Here is a 22548-nt window from a genome sequence, read left to right on the forward strand (position 1 = left end):
TTATGTAGATAAATGTTGGGAAGTCTGCTATCATTTGATTAAATGACGAAAGATTTCGTATTGAGTAAGGAGATCGTAATGAAACTAGTCGCGACAAGATCAATTCAAGAGGGTAACGAACTTGCCAAACCAATTTATAGTGGTAAAAGCCAAATCCTAATTCAAAAAAATGTGAAGCTAACGTACTCTATGATTCAACGTTTACAGCAATTAGGAATTACATACGTATATATCAAGGATTCCCTTACTGAAGATATAATGATCAACTCGCCGATTCCAGATGAATTACGATTGGAAGCCATCCAAACCGTGAAAGAATCTTTTGCAAGTTATCAAAACCAGGGATATGGTAAGAAGGCATTTCTGCTTGAGAATACAAGTGCAAAAATGGATAATATGGTTAACTCAATGGTGAATCAAATACAGAACAATGATGAAGTATTATCAATTATGTCAGATATATTTATTAGTGACGATTATGTTTTTTCACATTCTGTTAATGTAACAATTTATTCTTTAGCACTTGCTAATGAATTGAAAATGAATAATCAAAAGATAAAAAGTCTTGGTCTCGGAGCTATGCTTCATGATGTCGGTAAAGTATTTATTCCAGAAAAAGTTTTAAATAAGACTGGTAGGTTAACGGAAGAGGAATTTGCGATTATTCAAGCACATCCAGAAATGGGCTTTGAATTCTTACGCCAATCTTCTTCGGTACCATTATTGGTTGCTCACTGCGCTTTTCAACACCATGAGCGATTAGATGGGTCAGGTTACCCACGTGGATTAAAAGGCAATCAAATTCATCAGTTCGGAAAAATTCTAGGAGTAGCAGACGTCTTTGATGCTGTAACGAGTAATAGAGTATATCGCGATGCGATGTTACCACAAGAAGGTTTAGAGATATTATATGCTGGTAGCGGCACGCTATTTGATCAAGAGATGGTTCGAACTTTTCGTGAAACAATTGCTATTTATCCTAACGGCGTTACGGTGGAATTAAGTGACAATCGGATAGCAGTAGTTGTTAAGCAAAATACACCTTTACAAGAACGACCAATTGTTAGGATTCTAAAAGAAAATAGCATAGAAGTAACACCATACGACCTTGATTTATCCGTTACATTGGATGTAACGATTATTAAATATAACATTTAAATACATTTTGAATTCTATCCTCCTAGTAAACAGCATATTGTTTTCTAGGGGGGATTTTTGTGCGAAAAACAACAAACCATAAAAGATTACGAATATCGCCTTCTATTAGACATCTTTTTTTTATTACGACTATTTTATTTGTAATAGCAACGTTGGTCAGTGTTGTAGTTGTAAATCGGGGTATTAAACCGGTTTTATTAGAAATTGCTGAAACACGTAATGAGCAATACGCGAATATGGCAATGGGGATAGCAGTAAATAAAAAGTTAAATGAGGATTTAGAAGTAGAAAACCTCATTGAGTTTCAATATGACGAAAGTGGCCAAGTCGTAAGTTATCAAATAAATGCTGCTATGGAGAATCGCGTACAAAGAAATATTCAATATAGGGTGGAGAATTTTATTCATCAGCTTGAAAAAGGTATTGTTCCAGACACAAGTGCGCCTTTAGATGTAAATATTGATGCAGAAGAGCAAACTACAATTGAAGCAGTAAGAGGTAAGTCAAATTTAATTGAAATTCCACTTGGTCAAGTTTTAGGGTTACCATTGTTAGCTAATTTAGGTCCTAAAATACCAGTTAATCTAGAATTAATTGGTTACGTGAACACGGAAGTCGAAACAAAGGTAACTGATGTACAAATTAATAGTGTCCATATTGAACCTGTTGTACATATTGAAGTAGAGATTCGTACGATTATTCCATTCGGTTCAAAGACCGCTAGAATAGAGCAAGAAATTCCGATTGGCAGTGGTGGATATAATGGTGACGTACCGCAATATTATAGTCCGAATAAAGATGATAACACTAATTTATCTGTTCCTATAGACCCCTTGCAATAAAGTAAGTTGCTTGGTAGAATATTATAGGATAGAATTTAAAAAGTAACTTATTTAGATGAATCAAATAGAATTGCAATCATATGAGACAACAATATGTTGCCTAGAATCAGTAATAGTTAATGTTTCTATTGCTGATTTTTTTTGTTCACTTTAAAGAGTCTAAAAATTGTTATTTTAATTAAATATAATTGGAGGTTGAAAAATGGAAGGAGAATTTTATTCATTAATTCCAGCAATATTAATGTTAGTGCTCGTATTATTAACTAGAAAAGTCTTGCTATCATTAGGTGCAGGAATTATTGTCGGAGCACTAATGCTTCATAATTTTAATATACTTGAAACGATGAAAGAAGTTGGTATAGCATTTCAAAACATTTTCTATCATGTAGAGGATGGTTTTCAAGTAGGGAATTTATACTTATTATTATTCTTACTATTATTGGGGATTATTACAGCCTTTATGACAGCGTCTGGTGGAAGTAAAGCGTTTGGCGATTGGGCAATTAAAAAGGTTAAATCTCGACGAGGTGCACAATTGATGCCTTCATTTTTAGGTATACTAATATTTATTGATGACTATTTTAATAGCCTAGCTGTTGGTCAAGTTGCGCGACCCGTTACAGACCGTCATAAGGTATCACGTGCTAAATTAGCATATTTTATTGATTCTACTTCTGCACCTATAACAGTTATTACACCTATTTCAAGTTGGGGCGCTTATATTATTGGCACATTAGGTGCAATTTTTATTGCAAATGATGTTACGACATATCAACCTTTAGAGGCATTTGTGAAAATGATTCCAATGAATATGTACGCTTTTGCTGCAATCTTGCTTGTCTTTTTAGTAGCAATATTTAATATCAATGTAGGACCTATGAAAAAGCATGAAACGAGAGCTATTAAAACTGGTGAATTGTATGATGAAGCTAAAGGGAACATTGCAGGTGATCTAAAAACCACTATAAGCGTACATGAACACGGTAAAATTATGCACCTTATTATACCTATTGGTGTTCTAGTAGCCGGAACGATCATTGCAATGCTATGGACTGGTTATTTAGGTACAGAGGGACAAGCTACGATTCTTAGCCTATTTGAAAATACGAATGTAAACTTATCGCTTTTCACTGGTGGTTTATTAGCAGTAATTGTTGCCTCAATTCTTTACGGCTTTCAAAAACGTCCAAAAACAAATTTCTTTTCTATCTATAAAGAAGGAATACGTTCGATGCTTCCAGCAATTTATATTTTAATTTTAGCATGGATGATCGGTACAATAATTGATCGCTTAGAAACAGGGGTTTTCTTAGCTGAACTTGTGGAAAAAGCTGCTATAAGTCCAAACTATCTAGCACTATTATTATTTATAGTCGCAGGATTTATGGCGTTAGCAACAGGTACATCTTGGGGTACATTTGGTATTATGCTCCCAATAGCTGCACAGATTGCTGTGGTATCTGATGTGAGTTTGATATTGCCGGCAATGGCTGCTGTACTAGCTGGCTCAGTCTTTGGAGATCATTGCTCTCCGATTTCTGATACATCGATTTTGTCATCGACTGGAGCTGGATCAAATCATATTGATCACGTTATAACACAACTTCCTTATGCTTTTATTAGTGCATTTGCGGCTGGTGTTGGCTACCTTGTTTTAGGTTTAACAGGTCTGGTAAGCATAGGACTCGTAGCTACATTAGCAACTATTATTCTAATTGCTTTCTTACTTGTTATTTCTAACAATAAGAAAACTGCATAATTAAGTCTATTGAAAAATCGGAACGAATCATTTCATTAGAAGTGATTCGTTTCTCTTTTTGAATTATATCTCAACTTCAGTAGTGTAAAACAGGCACTTAAGTCATGGTATAACAAGGAAGTCCTACAATCCAAAATAGAAGTTAACTTCACGCTATTTTCAAAATCATCTGGATATCACCTGGCGTACTTGAGAAAAACGCTGTCGTAGAATTCCTTGTCCTGCAGGAACAGCACGGGCTGAAGATCCACTCGGAAAGCGATCTTTGCTTATCCGAGTTAGCTGAAGCCGTGCCTGCGGAAAGGGAGTCGATTTCATTTGAGGAGCGGGTTTGGAAATTCTTAGTTCCGACATAGTCTATGTTAATTCTGTCATTGACAACAAACTTTTAGAAAATAGACCTTTATAAAGACTGTAAAGCAATATTACAGATTTGCGCCAAACTTAAAACACTCAACGATTCGTAATAATTTTTTTGGTTAGAAAATTTTTATAAATTAATTCAATAAAAGTTCATAAATCTTCCTTTGACAGGAGCGAGTAGTCTCGTTATAATCAGTAAATATCAGAAAAAAATAAAAATTTGAAACATTCCATTTAAAGACATACATATTTAAAAAGTATGTATTATTTTAATGCAATTTTTATACTATTCTATTGTTATTGGATGTATTCATTTTGAGAGGAGAATTATTATGGACAACCGTTCACAGTGGGGGACTCGTTTAGGATTCCTACTTGCGGCGATGGGATCTGCAATTGGTTTAGGCAACATTTGGCGATTCCCTGCAACAGCATATGAAAATGGAGGAGGGGCCTTTTTCATACCGTATTTATTCGCCTTATTAACAGCCGGTATTCCAATGTTAATTATGGAGTACACAATTGGCCATAAATATCGTAGTTCATCTCCACGATCGTTTAAACGAATCAGTAAAGGATTCGAATGGATTGGTTGGTGGCAAATTGCTATTTCATTCATTATATCAACGTATTATCCTATTATTGTTGCATGGGCAATCATGTATGCATATTTCTCAATTGGACAAAGTTGGGGAGATGATCCTACAGGTTTCTTCGTGGGAGATTTCTTACAAGTATCAGAGGCAGGTACTTTTGGTTCAATGGTACCAGCAGTTCTGTTTCCATTAATTGCAGTTTGGGCAATTGTTTTCCTTATTCTTGGTAAAGGTGTTAAAAAGGGAATTGAAGTTGCAAATAAAATTTTCATTCCGTTATTAGCAGTTACTTTCATCATTATAGTTATTCGTGCTGTTACACTACCAGGCGCTTTAGTTGGTCTTGAGGCATTCTTCGCTCCAGATTGGTCAATGATTACCGATGGATCAGTGTGGGTAGCGGCATATGGACAAATCTTCTTTAGTTTATCAATTGCATTTGCAATTATGATCACGTATGCTTCCTATTTACCGAAAAAGGCAGATATTACAAATAACGCATTTATTACTGGTTTTGCTAACTCATCATTTGAATTGTTAGCTGGTATTGGTGTTTTTGCGGCATTAGGTTTTATGGCAAACGAGACAGGTCAATTGGTTTCAGACGTTGCAACAGGTGGTGTTGGTCTTGCTTTTATGGTCTTTCCAGAAATCATTAGTCAAATGCCAGCATCCGGATTTTTCGGGATTTTATTCTTCGGTTCGCTAGTGTTAGCGGGATTATCATCGCTTGTTTCTATTTCGGAAACATATATTGCGGGGGTTCAAGAAAAATTCAATATCTCACGTGGCTTAGCTGTAACAATTGGTGGGGGACTTGCAGCAATTATTTCTTTACTCTACGCTAATCAAGGTGGTTTAAATCTACTTGATACTGTTGATTATTTTATTAATAATTATGGAGTTGCATTAGCAGGATTATTTGAAGTTGTAGCAATTGCTTGGTTTGCTCGTTCACTGAAAGATTTACAATCATATGCAAATGATGTATCTGATATACGACTGGGGGCATGGTGGAGATTTTGTCTAAGTGTCATTACTCCAGCTGTACTTGGTTTTATGATGTTACAAAATTTACGAACGGATATCGCAGAAAATTATAGCGGGTATCCAATCGAATTTTTATTTAGTTTTGGTTGGGTAGTTGCAATTGGTGCCATGTTCTTTGGTGCGTTAATGACAACCAAAAAATGGCCGAAAGAATAGTAAAATAATGAAAGGAAAGGAGTGAAGGACATATGTCTGGAGCTGCTATTACAATGTTAGTTATAGGTGTAGTCATTATTTGGGGAGGTTTAGCAGCAAGTATTGTACATGCTGTTAGAGCTTCGAAATAAAAAAGAAGTAAATCCTCACACAGTCGTGAGGATTTACTTTATTTTTTTGCTTCTCTTTCCCATCTGCTTAAGTATGGATAGGGATCAAAAGACCATTCGCTATAACCATTATCTTTGTACATGCCGTAGTGAAGGTGTGGCGGAAATTTACCCGAAGTTCCTGGTGGTCCATACCCGGTTGCACCAACAGAAGCGATCACATCTCCTGGTTTAACAACATCTCCTACTTTTAAATCTTCTTGAAAACCATTCAAATGAGCGTAATAATGGTAGTTATTATAAATATCGCGGATACCAACACGCCAACCACCAAATTTATTCCAACCCATTATTTCAATAACACCATACCTTGTTGCTTTGACTGGCGTTCCATAATTCGCAAAGATATCTGTTCCTTCATGTATCCGTCTGCCACCAAACCCTCGTGCATCTCCCCATGTATTTCGGTAACTGTAATTGTATTGTAGTGGAATAGGAAAATCACTATCATTTAAACTGATCGTTTCAAATGTTTTATAAACGTTTGCTATTTGCATAATCGATTGAACAGTTAATGCGCGTTGATAATAATTCCATAAAGCAATTTTGATATCTTGTTTTGTATTACCTTCTTTTGCAAGTAAGCTTGCCATGGAATAAATAACGTCTTCATCATTTAATGGATCCGCTTGATTATCGCCATTTCCATCTTTACCTATACCCTCAAATAGACTAATAAGGCTAGCATTGGTGTCTTTACTTGGATTTGAGATGCCGAACCATCTATCCTCTGTGAATTTGATTTTAATTCGCACCTTTGGATCCGATTCTTTTTCAATATTTTTTTCATATTGATTTATTGCTGCAAGGTAATACCAAGGTATCTGTGTGAGTGCTTCAGTCTTTTTAAATAATGCCATCTTCTCGTTATCCTCTTCTTGATCAGTTGCATCTGTTGCAAATAAATGTGGGATCGAAAAAGATAGAAGTAGAAAAGTGGCAACTAATACGCGTTTAAACATGTCGTTCAACTCCTGTAAATGAATGGATACAAGTAACTATAGTTTGTACCAACTTGTGTAAAAGATAAGATGAAAAACTAACCAATTATCAAGTTATTAGGAAAAGTTTGTTTTTTTAGTGAGGAGCGTCTAGTGTTTGGAAGGAAGAATATGATAAACTAGAAAGAAGCTATTTAAGAGTTTACTGAATTTTTTTAGGAAAGATGACAGAGGGAGAATGAACAGACATGATTGAAGTACTAGGACAACAATATGAAATTATAGAGGATGTAAAAGAAGGCTTTCAGCAAGCTGCTTTTGAAGAACGCTACAGTGAAATTTTAACGAAATATGATTTTATTGTAGGCGATTGGGGTTATGAACAACTTCGGTTAAAAGGATTTTATGATGATCAAAACCCAAAAGCAGCATTTGATACGAAAATAAGTACAATTGATGATTATTTATATGAGTATTGTAATTTTGGTTGTGCTTATTTTATTGCGAAACGCATTGTTCAGTAATGTTAAACTGAATAATGTGTTTTTTACCTTATAATTATAACCAAATTGAGATTGTATTACTTCAATAAATGATCAGTTATTGTTATAATTAAAGTTAAAATCTTAAGGAGTGATTGTTTAATGGAAATCAAGAGACTTGAAGATAAATTTGGACGACCTCTGCAAGATTTGAGGATTTCAGTAACGGATCGCTGTAATTTCCGTTGTAGCTATTGTATGCCAAGAGAAATATTTGGAAAAGATTATGTCTTTATGCCTAAAGATCAACTTTTAAATTTTGAAGAAATAGAACGAATAGCACGCATTTTTGTTCAATTAGGAGTTAAAAAAATACGATTAACAGGTGGAGAACCTTTATTAAGACGTGATCTGCCAGAATTAATTGGAAAGTTAAACGCTATTGATGGTTTAGAGGACATTGGTTTAACTACAAACGCTGTTCTTTTAGGAAAGATGGCAAAAGACCTAAAAGCGGCTGGATTAAAGCGTGTGAATGTTAGTTTAGATGCCTTAAACGATGAGGTTTTTCATTCTATTAATGATACGGCTGTTCCAACAAAGGTAGTATTAAAAGGTATTGATAAAGCCATTGAAGCAGGTTTAGGTGTAAAAGTGAATATGGTTGTTAAAAAAGGAATGAATGATCAAGAAATTGTTCCGATGGCAAAGTATTTCAAAGACAAAGGGATCACTTTGCGCTATATTGAATTTATGGACGTTGGTCAATCGAATGGTTGGGATTTCAGTCAAGTTATTACCAAGAAAGAAATACATAATGAATTATCGAAATATTTTGAATTATCTCCTGTTGATCCTGACTACTTAGGTGAAGTGGCTAAGCGTTATAACTATGCCGGAACAAAAAGTGAAGTAGGATTTATTACTTCTGTTTCAGAATCATTTTGTTCGACATGTACCAGAGCAAGACTTTCTGCTGATGGAAAGTTTTTTACCTGTTTATTTGCTGTTGAAGGATTAGATTTAAAAGAAATTATTCGTTCAAGTGTAACAGATAAAGAGCTAACAGAAGCAATCGTTCCCACATGGGAAAAAAGAACTGATCGCTACTCAGATGAACGAACAGAAGAAACAGTTAAGAATCGTAAGAAAATAGAAATGTCCTATATAGGTGGTTAATATTAATAAGTTCAAATAGAGGAGACAACTAATAATGGATGATAGATATTCCAGACAAGTCCTATTTCGTCCTATTGGTAATCAAGGTCAAGACAAAATTTGCAGGAAGCACGTTTTAATAGTGGGTTGTGGTGCACTAGGTTCTGCAAATGCTGAGGCTTTAGTGCGTGCTGGAATAGGATATCTAACAATTGTTGATCGAGATTATGTTGAATTTAGTAATTTACAACGTCAACAGTTATTTACAGAAGAAGATGCACGTTTAAGCTTGCCAAAGGCAATAGCTGCCAAAGATAAATTAAAACAAATCAATTCAACCGTTCAGATAGATGCCCATGTAATGGATGCGACCAGTAATACATTACGGCCGTTATTGGACCAAGTTGATATTGTTATTGATGCGACTGATAACTTTGATATTCGGTTTATTTTAAATGATTTATTACAAAAATTACGAATACCGTGGATTTTCGGAGCGTGCGTTGGTAGTACTGGTATGAGCTTTACTGTTATACCTGAGGAAACGCCTTGTTTAACCTGTTTATTACCTGCGATTCCACTTGTTGGTGCGACCTGTGATTCGGTTGGAATAATTGGTCCTACTGTTCAAATGGTTGTGGCACACCAAACAACAGAAGTCTTGAAATTACTTGTCGAGGATAAAGACGCACTTCGATCTAATCTTGTCACATTTGATTTATGGCATAATCAATTCCAAACAATCAAAATGGATCGAGCAAAAGATCTGGATTGTCCTACTTGTGGGAGTAACCCAAGTTATCCATATTTACAATATGACAAGCAAACGAAAACTGAAATATTATGTGGTCGTGATACCGTTCAAATACGAAATAATCGGGAAGTATCGCTAGAAGATTTAGCAGAGCATCTTGGAAAGATTGGAACTGTTCAACAAAATGACTTTCTGTTGGTTTTACACTATCAATCGTATCGTCTTGTCTTTTTTAAAGATGGTAGAACATTTATTCATGGTACAAATTCAATCGAGTTAGCAAAAAAACTGTATTATCAGCTAGTTGGTTAAAGGGGCGATTACATTGGAAAGCAGAAATCCGATAGAAGTATCCATTGCTTTAAATCGAATCATGTCATTTGTGAAAAAACAAGGCGTTATCAAACATGTTCCAATTGAGCAAAGCTATCAGCGTTTTGTAGCAGAAGATATTGTAGCAGACCATGATGTACCGCCATTTAATCGGTCTCCGTATGATGGCTATGCAATCCATGCGTCCGATACGGTAGATGCATCGATAGAAGAACCTATTGAAATAAAGGTCATTGGTGAAATTGGTGCAGGTTCTGTTTTTAATCAATCTGTTGAAGCAGGTCAAGCAATTAGAATTATGACTGGTGCAGCTATACCAGGAGACTGTGATGCAATTATTATGTTAGAACAGGTTAAAAGGAATGAAACAAAAGACACAATTTTTATAAGTCAAAAGGTAAATAAAAAAGAGAACGTCTCTTTTCAAGGTGAAGATACCAAAAAAGGAGAAACACTTGTCAAAAAAGGTACCTATATTACGCCAGGCATTATCGCTTTATTAGCTACTTTTGGTTATAAAACAGTTCCAGTAATTATTCAGCCAAAGGTTGGTATTATCGCAACAGGCAGTGAATTATTAGAGATAGATCAACCAATGGAACCAGGGAAAATTCGTAACAGTAATACGACTATGTTAGAAGCACAAATAAAAAGAGCAGGCGGTGAGCCGTTCAATCTAGGCCAGTTTAGTGATGATCTAGCGCTTTGTTTTGAACAAGTTAAAGGTGCGCTTGGCAAAGTAGATTTCTTATTGACAACAGGTGGTGTTTCGGTTGGTGACTATGATTATCTACCGGAAATCTACAAGATGCTCGGTGCGGAGGTGCTATTTAATAAAGTTAGTATGCGTCCTGGCAGTGTTACAACAGTTGCAGAAGTTGGTGGGAAATTATTGTTTGGTCTATCAGGTAATCCATCGTCTTGCTTTGTTGGATTTGAAATTTTCACAAAACCAGTAATCCGTCATTATTTACTTGCTGATAAAGTGTATCCAAAGAGTGTTGCTGTTTATTTAGGGCAAGATTTTGCTATCCCAAATAAATTTGATCGTTTTATTCGTAGTAAAGTAATATATAACCAGGGTTCGATCTCTGTCGTTCCTTCAGGTTTAGACAAATCAAATGCAGTGACGTCTCTAGCAAAGGCTGACGCACTTACAGTCTTACCTGGTAATGAAGTAGGATATAAAGCTGGTGCATTAGTTAATGCCTTACTATTAGATGATCAAGAAGGTACAGGTGACTTTTTAAACGATGATGAAGGAGTTGATTGCCAATGACAACAGAACTTTATGTGATAACGGATCAAGCCATTCAGTTAGAAGACGTTGTTAATAAAGTAGAAAGAAGAGAAGCTGGGGCAATTACTACATTTATTGGGACGGTAAGAGAATGGACAAAAGGAAAACAAACACTTTATCTAGAGTATCAAGCATATGTTCCGATGGCTATTAAGAAGATGGAGGAAATTTCTAACGAAGCATTAGAAAAATGGCCAGACAGTAAAATAGCTGTAACACATCGGATTGGTAGGTTAGAAATATCTGACGTAGCAATTGTGATTGCTGTATCTTCTCCGCATCGTGAAGCGGCATACAGGGCTAACCAATATGTGATTGAGCGAATGAAGCAGGTTGTACCTATTTGGAAGAAAGAACATTGGGAAGACGGTGAAACATGGATTGGCGATCAGTCAGGAAATGTTTCCTATCCAGAAGGAGCCCCAACTAAAAAGGATGTGTTTAATGGATGAAAGTTTTGTTGTTTTCTCATTTACAGGAATCAGTCGGAAAAGCAGAAGTAGAATTAGATTGGGAACCCCAGTCTGTTCAAGCATTCAAGCTTAAATTTAGAGATACGTATAATGTAACTGGGTTAGATCAAGTTATGGTTGCAATAAATGAATCGTACGCAGTGGATACAGATGTTATTGAATCAGAGGATATTGTTGCGTTGATTCCACCAGTAAGTGGTGGATAATTTATATGGTCAATAAAAGAGACTTAATACGAGTATCAGAAGCAATTAAAAAAATGTTGGGATATAGCTATCAAGGTAAGAAGGAATATGTCGCAATTGAAGATAGCTACCGACGTTATTTAGCAGAAGATATAATTGCTGATCATGATGTTCCACGATTTGATCGTTCTCCTTTTGATGGTTTTGCTATCCGCTCCTGCGATACGAAAGAAGCATCTAGAGATAATCCAGTCACATTATCTGTTGTTGGAGAAATTGGTGCTGGCAGTATTTTTAAGCAACATGTGCAACATAATCAAGCGGTAAGGATTATGACAGGTGCGCAGATTCCAACTGGATGTGATGCTGTGATCATGTTAGAGCTAGTTAAAGAACAGCGAACTGAAGCTATAATTAGGATCAAACGAAAAATAAAACCAAATGAAAACATTTCATTTCAAGCGGAAGATACCAGAAAAGGGACAGTTATTGCAAAAAAAGGCACTGCTATAAATCCTGGTATGGTTGCTTTATTAGCTACATTTGGCTATAAAAATGTTCCAGTAAGTGTGCAACCAAAAGTTGGTGTTATTGCAACAGGTAGTGAATTATTAACAGTTGATGAACCGCTCGTCCCTGGGAAAATACGGAATAGTAATTCGTATATGATTCAAGCACAATTAAAGCGGGTTGGAGCAAAGGCTGTTTATTTTGGAAAGTTTAGTGATGATATTGAGGTATGTTTTAAACAAGTGAAAGAGGCAATGAACCAAGTTGACTTTTTGATTACAACGGGTGGCGTATCTGTCGGAGATTACGATTATTTACCAGCTATTTATCGTAAATTAGAAGCAACTGTTTTATTTAACAAAGTTGGGATGCGGCCTGGAAGTGTTACTACCGTGGCTGAAGTAGAAGGGAAATTACTTTTTGGTTTATCTGGAAACCCGTCAGCATGTTTTGTTGGATTTGAACTGTTTGTTCGACCAGTTATTCGCACTTTTTTATCAGACCCAAAGCCATTTCCAAAGGCAGTGAAAGCAGTTCTAGGCGCAGATTTCTTAAAACCGAACCCATTCGATCGATACGTGCGTGCTAGCACAACATATCAAGATACACAATTAGTTGCCACACCAGTCGGTTTGGATAAATCTAACGTTGTTTCGTCTCTTGGAAGTGCGACTGTTTTGATTGTTCTTCCAGGTGGAACAAAAGGATATCAAACAGGAGCAAAAGTCTGGATATTATTATTAGATGATCCTGATGGAGACACTTCCTATCAAAATCCACGTTAATATAGAAGGGGGCGTAAAATTGCCGTTTTACTTACAGGTAGTTGGTTATAAAAATAGTGGAAAAACAACGATGATGCTGCGGTTGATTAATTACTTTTGTGAAAAAGGTAAACAGGTTGCTACTTTAAAACATCATGGTCATGGTGGCATGCCTGTCGGATGGGAAAAGACAGATAGCGTTCGACAACAACATGCTGGCGCAATGCTTTCTGGTGTTCAAGGTGAGAATGTCTTTCAAATTTTAGGTGATGAGGCTTGGAGTTTAGAGAAAATGCTTACCTTTTATGCAACGCTCCCAATAGATATTGTTCTTATTGAAGGTTATAAAAAGGAGAAGAAAGATAAAATAGTAATGATTTCTAAAAAGGAAGAGATTGCTCTACTTGATCAGCTAACGCATATAAAGGCAGTAATAACTACACTGCCAATAAAAGAAAAAAAATATCCCTTCCCAATTTATCATCCAGATGATTGGTTACTATTAGCCAGAAAGCTAAATGAAGAATGGTTCAGCTAGTCGATATTTCAAATTTCAATTGGACAATATTCACAACCAATTGTTTCTCGAAGAAATGCAATATCGTGAATGGTAATTTTGGCATTAGCATCAATTGAGATCACGTTTTTTTGGCGAAGCTCATTTAACATACGATTAACACTTTCTTTAGTTGTGGCACAAAAATCACCTAACTCTTGGTTCGTTATTACTAAATTGATTAAAATCTCATTATTTGTTTCTATCCCATAACTATTAGAAAATCGGATTAGTGTAGAATAGAGCGCACCCTTTTTCCCGTTTAATAATAAATCACGGAATTTAGATTGAAATTTCCGCATGTGAGCACTTTCCCAACGTATGAATTCAAGAGTTAGTGTACTATTAGACAATAATTCTTTTTCAAGTAGATCCTTCTTAATGCCAATTACCTCCCCATCGGTGAATACGTTACAACTTAATAAAAACCTCGGGTCACCTGCAAATGAAGTTAAAGCACCAACAATGTCATGTTTTTTGCAAACGCGAAACAATAGTTGTTTTCCTCCATATGTTAGTTTGCTAATTTGTACAATACCAGATTGAAGAAGGTAGATTTCATTTGCTTCTTTTCCTTCTCTAAATAGAAAGTCATTTTTATAGATCTTCTTTTTAGTCCCAATGGACAGTAATAAATTTCTTAATTCAGGTGAAATTAAATCACATGATTTTGTATTAGTAGGTATTTGCATCAAAAAAGTCTCCTTTTAAATGTTGCATTTCTTACAGTTTATCATGATACCTTAATCAATTTCGGTATATTTAATTACGATATTATGACTTTTTTAATTAATAAGTATTAAAACTTGAGGTGAATACGATGGATAAAAAAATTATTGGTGTTTTGTTAGCTGGCGGACAATCAAAACGATTTGGTTCACCCAAAATGTTTGCCGAAAGAAATGGTATTGCTTTTTTTAAACATAGTTTACAAGCTTTAGCCCCATTTGTTTCGAAAACGTGTATTGTAACACTACCTTCCGAATGCAAAGCGTTTCTCCATTTAGATCAGAACGTTAAGATAATAACAGATTTAGAAGCATTTCAATCCCAAGGCCCTTTGGCGGGCATATTATCAGCGATGGTGTCTGAACCAGCTGACTGGTATTTGGTTGTTCCAACTGACACACCGTTTATTGAAAAATCGATAATTAAAGAGCTATTGGACAAAAGAGAAAATGGTAAGCAGGCCATTATTCCTAACGTCAACGAGCATTTGCAACCGCTTGTTGGTTTGTACCATCATTCCATTCAAAAAGTCATATTACAATTATTAGTAAATGATCAGCGTTCTGTTTTTAACCTTCTTAACCAAATTACTGTAAAAGAATGCAAATTTGATGATGAACGTCCCTTTCTAAATATTAATCATCGCAGTGATTATCACAACTATATTAAGAACGAAGAAAACACGTAATACTGCATATGGTATTACGTGTTTTCTTTGAATTTGTTATCGATATATGCCAATATAGTGTCAAATAAATCAGACCATGTTGGGAAGATAAGTGCTAATCATTGGTTGTATCTGTCGAAACACTCGTCTCTTCCTCTAATGCATCTGTATTATTTCCACCAGGTGGAACAATTGGATAAACATTTCGTTCGTCTTCAATCGTAAATTCCATTAAAACAGGACCATCTATTTGAAATGCTTCTTCGATAATAGCTTTAGCCTCTGTAATCGTTCCTGCATGAAAGCCCTTTATCCCAAAACTTTCCGCTAACATAACGTAATCTGGTGAAGTTATTTTAACTTGTGAATAGTTCCGTTCATAAAATAGTTGCTGCCACTGCCTTACCATTCCTAGGTATCCATTTTTCAAGATAGCTATTTTTATATTTAACTGATAGCGAACCGCTGTAATTAATTCTTGAATATTCATTTGAATACTCCCATCACCACTAATACAAATTACTTGCTGATTTGGAGCAACAGTTGCCGCACCAATCGCTGCAGGCAAACCATAACCCATTGTTCCAAATCCACCAGAGGTTAGGAACTTTCTTGGTTGTTGAAAGGGATAGTGGTGCGCTGTCCACATTTGATGTTGTCCAACGTCCGTAGATACAATAGCATTGTTTGCTGCTTTATTACTTATTAGTTGAATGATTCTACTTGGATCTATTAAGTTATCTTTAGCATCGTGAAAACGTGCGGAAGTTTTATGCCAACCACAAACCTTGTCTGTCCAATCTTGTTCAGTGCGTGGCAGTTTCTCTTTATTTATGTTTTCTAAAACATTATTAATATCACCGAGAACTGGATAGTCAATTAGCACACGCTTATTTATTTCGGCAGGATCAATTTCAATTTGTATTTTTTTTGAGTTTGGTGAAAATCCTGTTGTATTTCCAGTGATACGATCACTAAAGCGCACTCCTAAGCAAAGAAGTAAATCAGCTTGATATATCGCTTTATTTGCTGCAAATGTACCGTGCATGCCTACCATTCCTAAATGTAGTGGGTGATCTACTGCAGCTGCACCTAAACCCATCAACGTACTTGCGAATGGAATCTCTGTATCTTTTAAAAATGTATCAAGTGCAGCATTAGCACCTGAGATAACGGTACCACCACCAACAAGTAAGACAGGCTTCTTTGCTTGAGTGATCATTTTAATTAATTCTCTAATTGTTGTTTCGGGTACATCTTTGATAGGTTCCATTGCTACAGTGTGATGATCTAATAGTTTTAAAGCAACAGAACTTTCTACTATCTCAAGCAAAATAGAAGCGGGATAGTCAATTACCACTACACCTTTGCGGCCACTAGTTGCAATTTGGATCCCCCGTTTTGTTTTATCTATTAGATCTTCCAATGAATTAATTGAATAATTATATTTAACACTAGTTTTTGAAAGACCTTCTACATCTAATTGTTGGTCGATTACATCTGTTTGATGTTCAATGAAAACAACCATTGGAACAGAATCAAGGTGTGCTGTTCCAATGCCTGTAATTGCATTTGTTAGACCATATTCAGAAGTTATCCAAGCAATACCGACATTTCCAGTCGCTCTGCTATAACCATCAGCTGCATGAATTGTTGCTTGTTCATGAACTAATTGAATTTGCTTTATCGACTTTTCTAAATCAAACAAGATCTTATGACGGTGAACTTGAAATATAACGGAAATATTTTGCTGCTTAAAGGTTTGATAAAATAAGTCGTTTCCCGTTCGATTAACTAGCTGTAATTGTTTAGCCATTTTCCCAACTCCCTTTTTTTATTATTTTAATTTTTCAGATAATAATTTGTTGTGATTTAAATCACTTTTGTCATATGGTTAACATGATATATTGAAAATGATAATCATTATCAATATAATGCAATTAAATTAACAAGGTATTCAAAACAAGTGGATTAAAGTAGAGGAGTGTTATTTATGTCAAAGAAAGAAGTTGGTCATACGTTTTTAGCTCGTCTAGGAAAAAAAAGATTACGTCCAGGTGGAAAAAATGCTACGGAGTGGTTAATTAAAGAAGCGAATCTATCATCTGACAGCAATGTCCTTGAAGTTGCATGTAATATGGGGACTACGATGATTGATATTGTAAAAAGATTTAACTGTCATGTAATTGGTATTGATTTGGACAAAGCAGCTTTAGAAAAAGCTACTATAAATATCGCAAAACATGGTTTGGAAAGTCATATTACTGTTTCACAAGGTAATGCAATGAAACTACCATTTCCTGATAACCATTTTGATGTAGTTATAAATGAAGCGATGTTAACGATGTTACAAAACAGTGCGAAGGAAAAAGCTATTGCAGAATATTATCGGGTCTTGAAGCCTGGTGGTTGTTTATTAACGCATGACGTTATGTTAACGAAACAAGATGACACCGTAGTGGAGCAATTACGTAAAGTGATAAATGTAAATGTTCAACCACTAACAAACAAAGAGTGGAAGGATACGTTTGAAAAGTATTTTAACACGACGAAGAATATCTCCGGTCCAATGACGCTGCTTTCACCAAAAGGAATGATTAAGGATGAAGGTTTTGCAGGTACTATTAAAATTTTCCGAAATGCAATGAAAAAAGAGAACAGGCCAATGTTTTTTCAAATGTTTGATACATTTAAAACTAAAAAAGACACGCTACATTTTATTGCTGTTTGTAGTAGGAAACACTAACTTTTCAAAACACCCTATATTAGAATAAGGTGTTTTTTTTCTGTGTGATTTTAAAACTTGATATAGGTCAATTTATTTAATCACAAAGCCGCTTACAATAAAGGTATACCAAATGACAAGGAGGAAGAAAGAAATGAAAAAAGCAGTATTTCAATTAGAAGTTTTAACATGTCCATCATGTATTAAAAAAATCGAATCAACATTAAATAAGACAACAGGTGTAGATACAGCAAAAGTATTATTTAATGTAAGTAAGGTGAAAGCAGAATATGATGAAACGCAAATAGACGCAGATCAATTAGAAGAAACAATTAGTAAATTAGGTTATCCAGTATTAGCAGCTAAAGTATCTTAAATTTACTTCATATATGGATTTTATGGATTCAAGATAGTTAGAATATTTAGCAAATGTGACGTTTGAAAATAAAGTTTTATTAATATGAAAGACATAGAGATTTCAATTGATTCTCTATGTCTTTTTATAACATAAGACGGTTATGACTCAGTGAAAAGCAATATTTTATTTTCAGATAATAGTCTATCAGGAGGAATTAAGATGATTCAACATATTAATAAACATAAGAATCATATTACGGCTTTATCAGCACTGTTAATTGTATTTGGATTTATTGTAGATTTATTAGGCAGTAGTTCTTTGAAAGATGGTGCGCTGATAGCGGCAACGGTTATCGCTAGTGTACCGATTTTCATTAAAGCGTATCAAGCATTACGAATGAAGGCATTTAGTATTGAACTATTAGTTTCAATTGCAGTAATTGGTGCATTGTATATTGGCGAGTACGTAGAATCTGCAGTTGTTACATTCTTATTTCTATTTGGGGCTTATCTTGAAGCGCGTACGTTAGAAAAAACGCGGTCATCTTTAAAGAATTTAGTAGATATGACACCACAGGAAGCAACGGTTATTCGAGAAGGTAATCAGGTTGTCATGAAAGTAGAAGATGTTGTTAAAGGGGACCATGTTGTTATTCGTTCTGGTGAAAAGGTACCTGTCGATGGAAGGATTGTTTCTGGTCAAGCATCCTTAAATGAAGCAACGATTACTGGTGAAAGTACACCAGCAGATAAGAAACAAGATGATCAAATATTTAGTGGAACAATTCTGGATAGTGGTTATGTAGAGATTGTTACGGAAAAAGTAGGGGATGATACAACATTCGCTAAAATCATTGAACTTGTAGAGGAAGCACAAGAATCAAAATCAAAAGCAGAGAAGTTTTTAGATAAGTTTGCGAATGTTTATACACCGGCCGTTGTGGTATTGTCGATCATCGTTTATCTGATTACAAGAGATCTTCATTTAGCTATCACATTTTTAGTTGTTGCTTGTCCTGGTGCGTTAGTAATTGGAGCTCCCGTATCAAATGTCGCAGGAATTGGAAATGGTGCGAAAAATGGTGTACTCGTTAAAGGTGGAGAAGTGATGGAGAAATTCTCTAAAGTTGATACCATTGTCTTTGATAAAACGGGTACATTAACGAAAGGAAAACCAGAAGTAACAGATATTAAGACATTTGGCAATCATGATAGAAAAGGTTTACTGAAAATGGTTGCACAGGCGGAAACTATCTCAGAACATCATCTTGGTAAAACGATTGTAAAGAAGGCACAAACAGAAGGTATTGTACTAACTAATGAAGTAGAAGAAGCTGAAATTATAAAAGGAAATGGGATTCGTGCTCGTATTGCTGGACATCATTTAATTGTCGGAAATCGAAAATTATTAAAGACAAATAAAATAACAATGCCGGTAGAGGTTAGTGACTATGCGACAGACCGAGAAAAGGTAGGGAATACTGCGATTTTTGCAGCTGTGGATGGTGAGATTACTGGTATCCTTTCGATTGCAGACCAAATTCGCGAAGATGCACCACAAGCATTAGCAGAGATGAGGAAAAATGGTATCAAAAAAATAGTGATGTTAACTGGTGATAATAAATATACAGCTGAGTTAGTTGCTACTCAACTTGGTTTAGATGAATTTCATGCCGAATTATTGCCTGAAAATAAAGTGGAGTTTGTGAAGAAATTGAAAGAAACGGGCCATGTTGTTGCAATGGCAGGTGATGGCATCAATGATGCACCGGCAATAGCAACAGCCGATATTGGATTAGCAATGGGTGAGGGTGGTACAGATATTTCGATGGAAACAGCAGATGTGGTCTTAATGGCAGATAAACTCATGCAATTCTCCCATGCCTATTCTCTTTCGAAGGCTACCATTTTAAACATGAAACAAAATACCTTCTTCGCGGTAGGGATCGTATTTATCTTATTAACTGGCGTACTATTCGGTTCCATTCAATTAGCATCAGGCATGTTTATTCATGAAGCAAGTGTATTAATTGTAATTCTTAATGCAATGAGATTAATGAGATTTAACAAAAGGAATAGAAATAAAGCATAAATACATTTCAGAGTATGGTAGTGTATTAGTAATAGATTATATTGAGAGGTGTAAAATGGCAATAGAAAAAACAGATGTCCATTCACATAAAGGCTGTGTAGCATCCGTTCCTATTTTTAATCATTTAGAAGAGCAGCAACTCGATGAAATTATGGTAACCGTTAGGTCTATAGCATATAGAAAAGGGGAGCTGATTTACCGTGCAGGTGATGAATCAGATTCGCTTTATATAGTTAACAAAGGAAAAATACGAATTTATCGTTTATCAGAATCAGGAAAAGAACAACTAGTAAGAATCTTGAATCCAGGTGAATTTACTGGAGAACTTGCATTATTTAAAGAAGCGAAACATGAAGCGTATGCCGAGGCGATGCAGGAAACTGGAATATGTATGATCAAACGTACTGATTTACAAGCATTCTTGATGAAATATCCATCCATTTCATTAAAAATATTAAGCGAATTCTCTAATAGGCTAGACGAGTCTGAAAAATTAACGACACGTATTGTAACAGAGAACGTGGAAACAAGACTTGCTGTTTATTTAGCAGAGTGCATTAGTGATATAAGTAGTTCCAAAGTGTTTACTTTACCTACAAGTAAAAAAGATTTAGCAGCATATTTAGGCACAACTCCTGAAACAATTAGTCGTAAACTAACGATCTTAGAAGAGCAAGGTTATATTAAACAAATGGAACATAAAAAGATTGAAATAGTAGATATAGATGGACTTTTACTTCTATAAAAAAAATCACTCATTAGAGTGATTTTTTTGTTAATCCAAATCTTCATCGTTTGCTACTGAATGTGCTAGTCTACTTGATGCTGCGGCTGCAATTGCACCTACAATATCATCTAAAAAGGTATGACATTCACCTGTTGACTTATCATTTAATTTTTCTAGTATGCCTGGTTTTTGCTTATCTATATACCCATAATTCGTAAACCCGATTGATCCATAGACGTTTACTATTGAAAGAGCTATAACCTCATCTATACCGTACAAGCTTTCGTCCACTTCAATTGTTTCTTGTAGAGGTGAAACTAATTTTTTCTGTTCTGCTAAAACATCAAGTTGAATACCAGTTAAAATTGCATTTTGGACTTCGCGTTTTCCAAGTACCTTTTCTACGTTGTATGTACAGTCCTCCATTGACAAGTTATCATGATATTTTTCTTGCAAATAATAAACGAGCTCAGCGATATCTTTGATCGTTACGCCCCTTTCTATTATCCATTCACGTGCTTTTATTTCTAATGGTGTTTTGCTTCGTTCTTCCTTCATGAAATCCCATCCATTCTCTAAAAGTCTATTTATACTATACCCATCAGATATTTACTTAAACCAAGTAGCTTATTTAGTTCAACCCCACCTTTCCTTTACATAGACTAAAGTAACTAAATATATATATGCATGAAGGAGAGGTTTTATTGATATGTCACTAATAAATCATTACCTAGCCAATTTTCAGGGAGAAAAGATACGAATCGATAATTATTATGGTTATCAGACAGCTGATCACAATTACTTTATTGTGCCAACTACACAAGATGAAGTAGTACATTTGGAACAAGGATGGTGTGCAGATTACTTCATTAATAAAGGGTATCTTCGAATAGCGAAACCTATTCAAAATCAACAAAAACAACTAATAACTGTAGAAAATGGCCAAAATTATATTGTTCTGAAAGCCCAAAAAACGCAAAGAAATAACGAGATTGGTGCAGCACAGCTTGCAGCATTCCATCAGACAGGAGGTTTATATCCTTATACGCCAAACTATATTTCAACTTACGGCATCTGGCATTCCTTATGGGGTGAGCGGTTAGCTATGTTTGAAGCATATTACGAAAAGCAAATAGAAGTCAGGCCTGTCTCAAGATATCTCCGCTTATTTATTGATACGTTTCCTTATCTGATTGGTTTAACAGAAAATGCAATTCAGTATGTACAAGAAACGAATCAAGAACATCGATTTGATAAGGTAGATCAGGGATGTATCACATTTCAAAGGTATAGCAACCAACTGGAACGAGATGTCATCTTCTCTGACCAGTTCGTTTATGATCATCCCACAAGAGACATAGCAGAATACGTACGGCCATATTTATTAAATAATGAGGTGCAAACGAAAGAAAAAGATCCAGTATACTTTTTTTTAAAGGAATATGAAAAACGCCAACCTCTGTCCGTTTTTAGCTGGCGGTTACTATTTGCTCGCCTTTTATGTCCTATACACATATTTGACTTTATCGAAGAGGCAATAGATGTAACGGATAAAGAAGAAACTTTTCTTGCATTTCGGGATTTACTCGAAAAACAAGGTAATTATGAGAAACAATTAAAAGACTTCTTTTTCCGTGTTGGAATTGATCCGAATTACAATCAAATACCCTTCTTAGAATGGTAAGTCTGTTTTTTCAGAAA

23 protein-coding genes are annotated in these 22548 nt (G+C 35.2%); 19 read left to right on the forward strand and 4 right to left on the reverse strand.

The genetic code is table 11. The features are described from left to right. The first annotated feature begins 78 nt into the window (after window positions 1-78). The 5 genes from D2K60_RS05545 to D2K60_RS05565 all read left to right on the forward strand — a co-directional run bounded on the left by D2K60_RS05545 (window position 79) and on the right by D2K60_RS05565 (window position 6055). The gene (locus tag D2K60_RS05545; RefSeq protein WP_117168977.1) at window positions 79-1158 is read left to right on the forward strand and encodes an HD-GYP domain-containing protein; all 1080 of its coding nucleotides are present in this window, start codon (window positions 79-81) and stop codon (window positions 1156-1158) included. A 59-nt stretch (window positions 1159-1217) separates the two neighbouring features. Next, complete coding sequence (yunB, locus tag D2K60_RS05550) at window positions 1218-2000, forward strand: sporulation protein YunB (protein ID WP_240335245.1); 783 nt, start codon at window positions 1218-1220, stop codon at window positions 1998-2000. Between the two features lie 202 nt (window positions 2001-2202). Continuing rightward, a complete protein-coding gene (locus tag D2K60_RS05555; protein WP_117168978.1) occupies window positions 2203-3759 on the forward strand; it encodes a Na+/H+ antiporter NhaC family protein in 1557 nt (518 codons plus the stop codon). A 695-nt stretch (window positions 3760-4454) separates the two neighbouring features. Further along, window positions 4455-5924, forward strand: a complete 1470-nt coding sequence (locus D2K60_RS05560) for a sodium-dependent transporter (RefSeq protein WP_117168979.1) — start codon at window positions 4455-4457, stop codon at window positions 5922-5924. 32 nt (window positions 5925-5956) lie between these two features. After that, window positions 5957-6055 (forward strand): methionine/alanine import family NSS transporter small subunit, encoded by a 99-nt coding sequence (locus D2K60_RS05565; RefSeq protein WP_117168980.1) that lies wholly within the window; start codon window positions 5957-5959, stop codon window positions 6053-6055. A 38-nt stretch (window positions 6056-6093) separates the two neighbouring features. On the opposite strand, the gene D2K60_RS05570 is transcribed toward D2K60_RS05565, so the two are convergent. After that, the gene (locus tag D2K60_RS05570; protein ID WP_117168981.1) at window positions 6094-7056 is read right to left on the reverse strand and encodes a M23 family metallopeptidase; all 963 of its coding nucleotides are present in this window, start codon (window positions 7054-7056) and stop codon (window positions 6094-6096) included. 227 nt (window positions 7057-7283) lie between these two features. On the opposite strand from D2K60_RS05570, the gene D2K60_RS05575 reads away from it, so the two are divergent. The 8 genes from D2K60_RS05575 to mobB all read left to right on the forward strand — a co-directional run bounded on the left by D2K60_RS05575 (window position 7284) and on the right by mobB (window position 13532). Then, window positions 7284-7559, forward strand: a complete 276-nt coding sequence (locus D2K60_RS05575; RefSeq protein WP_117168982.1) for a YutD family protein — start codon at window positions 7284-7286, stop codon at window positions 7557-7559. Between the two features lie 120 nt (window positions 7560-7679). Next, entirely contained in the window at window positions 7680-8696 is a 1017-nt protein-coding gene (gene moaA, locus D2K60_RS05580) for a GTP 3',8-cyclase MoaA (protein WP_117168983.1), read from the forward strand. A gap of 34 nt (window positions 8697-8730) precedes the next feature. Beyond that, window positions 8731-9741, forward strand: coding sequence for a MoeB/ThiF family adenylyltransferase (locus D2K60_RS05585; protein ID WP_117168984.1), 1011 nt, complete (start codon window positions 8731-8733; stop codon window positions 9739-9741). 13 nt (window positions 9742-9754) lie between these two features. Further along, window positions 9755-11041, forward strand: a complete 1287-nt coding sequence (locus D2K60_RS05590; protein ID WP_117168985.1) for a molybdopterin molybdotransferase MoeA — start codon at window positions 9755-9757, stop codon at window positions 11039-11041. Continuing rightward, window positions 11038-11514, forward strand: coding sequence for a molybdenum cofactor biosynthesis protein MoaE (locus D2K60_RS05595; RefSeq protein ID WP_117168986.1), 477 nt, complete (start codon window positions 11038-11040; stop codon window positions 11512-11514). Before D2K60_RS05590 ends, D2K60_RS05595 begins: the two co-directional genes overlap by 4 nt. Further along, window positions 11511-11741, forward strand: coding sequence for a MoaD/ThiS family protein (locus D2K60_RS05600; RefSeq protein WP_117168987.1), 231 nt, complete (start codon window positions 11511-11513; stop codon window positions 11739-11741). The genes D2K60_RS05595 and D2K60_RS05600 overlap by 4 nt, the downstream gene beginning before the upstream one ends. Window positions 11742-11746: 5 nt before the next feature. Continuing rightward, window positions 11747-13015: a molybdopterin molybdotransferase MoeA gene (locus D2K60_RS05605; RefSeq protein WP_117168988.1), complete on the forward strand. Its 1269-nt coding sequence runs from the start codon at window positions 11747-11749 to the stop codon at window positions 13013-13015. Window positions 13016-13034: 19 nt separating this feature from the next. Then, window positions 13035-13532 (forward strand): molybdopterin-guanine dinucleotide biosynthesis protein B, encoded by a 498-nt coding sequence (gene mobB / locus D2K60_RS05610; protein WP_162880708.1) that lies wholly within the window; start codon window positions 13035-13037, stop codon window positions 13530-13532. An 8-nt stretch (window positions 13533-13540) separates the two neighbouring features. On the opposite strand, the gene D2K60_RS05615 is transcribed toward mobB, so the two are convergent. Beyond that, window positions 13541-14242 (reverse strand): Crp/Fnr family transcriptional regulator, encoded by a 702-nt coding sequence (locus D2K60_RS05615; RefSeq protein ID WP_117168990.1) that lies wholly within the window; start codon window positions 14240-14242, stop codon window positions 13541-13543. Between the two features lie 128 nt (window positions 14243-14370). Between D2K60_RS05615 and mobA the strand changes: the two genes are divergently transcribed. Next, window positions 14371-14967 carry a molybdenum cofactor guanylyltransferase gene (gene mobA / locus D2K60_RS05620; RefSeq protein WP_117168991.1) on the forward strand — a complete coding sequence of 199 codons (597 nt, stop codon included), beginning with the start codon at window positions 14371-14373 and terminating at the stop codon, window positions 14965-14967. A gap of 94 nt (window positions 14968-15061) precedes the next feature. Here the strand turns inward: mobA and ilvB are convergent, their stop codons facing one another. Continuing rightward, window positions 15062-16762, reverse strand: a complete 1701-nt coding sequence (ilvB, locus tag D2K60_RS05625) for a biosynthetic-type acetolactate synthase large subunit (protein WP_117168992.1) — start codon at window positions 16760-16762, stop codon at window positions 15062-15064. Between the two features lie 177 nt (window positions 16763-16939). Between ilvB and D2K60_RS05630 the strand changes: the two genes are divergently transcribed. The 4 genes from D2K60_RS05630 (at window position 16940) to D2K60_RS05645 (ending at window position 20865) form a co-directional block, all read left to right on the forward strand. Next, window positions 16940-17692 carry a class I SAM-dependent methyltransferase gene (locus tag D2K60_RS05630; protein WP_117168993.1) on the forward strand — a complete coding sequence of 251 codons (753 nt, stop codon included), beginning with the start codon at window positions 16940-16942 and terminating at the stop codon, window positions 17690-17692. A gap of 133 nt (window positions 17693-17825) precedes the next feature. After that, entirely contained in the window at window positions 17826-18047 is a 222-nt protein-coding gene (locus D2K60_RS05635) for a heavy-metal-associated domain-containing protein (RefSeq protein ID WP_117168994.1), read from the forward strand. 201 nt (window positions 18048-18248) lie between these two features. Then, entirely contained in the window at window positions 18249-20120 is a 1872-nt protein-coding gene (locus D2K60_RS05640) for a heavy metal translocating P-type ATPase (RefSeq protein ID WP_117168995.1), read from the forward strand. A 55-nt stretch (window positions 20121-20175) separates the two neighbouring features. Beyond that, window positions 20176-20865, forward strand: coding sequence for a Crp/Fnr family transcriptional regulator (locus D2K60_RS05645; protein WP_117168996.1), 690 nt, complete (start codon window positions 20176-20178; stop codon window positions 20863-20865). A 30-nt stretch (window positions 20866-20895) separates the two neighbouring features. Here the strand turns inward: D2K60_RS05645 and D2K60_RS05650 are convergent, their stop codons facing one another. Beyond that, window positions 20896-21405, reverse strand: a complete 510-nt coding sequence (locus D2K60_RS05650) for a phosphatidylglycerophosphatase A family protein (RefSeq protein WP_117168997.1) — start codon at window positions 21403-21405, stop codon at window positions 20896-20898. Window positions 21406-21556: 151 nt separating this feature from the next. Between D2K60_RS05650 and D2K60_RS05655 the strand changes: the two genes are divergently transcribed. Next, window positions 21557-22531, forward strand: coding sequence for a protein kinase family protein (locus D2K60_RS05655; RefSeq protein WP_117168998.1), 975 nt, complete (start codon window positions 21557-21559; stop codon window positions 22529-22531). The last annotated feature ends 17 nt before the right edge of the window (window positions 22532-22548 follow it).

Source organism: Paraliobacillus sediminis (genome assembly GCF_003426055.1).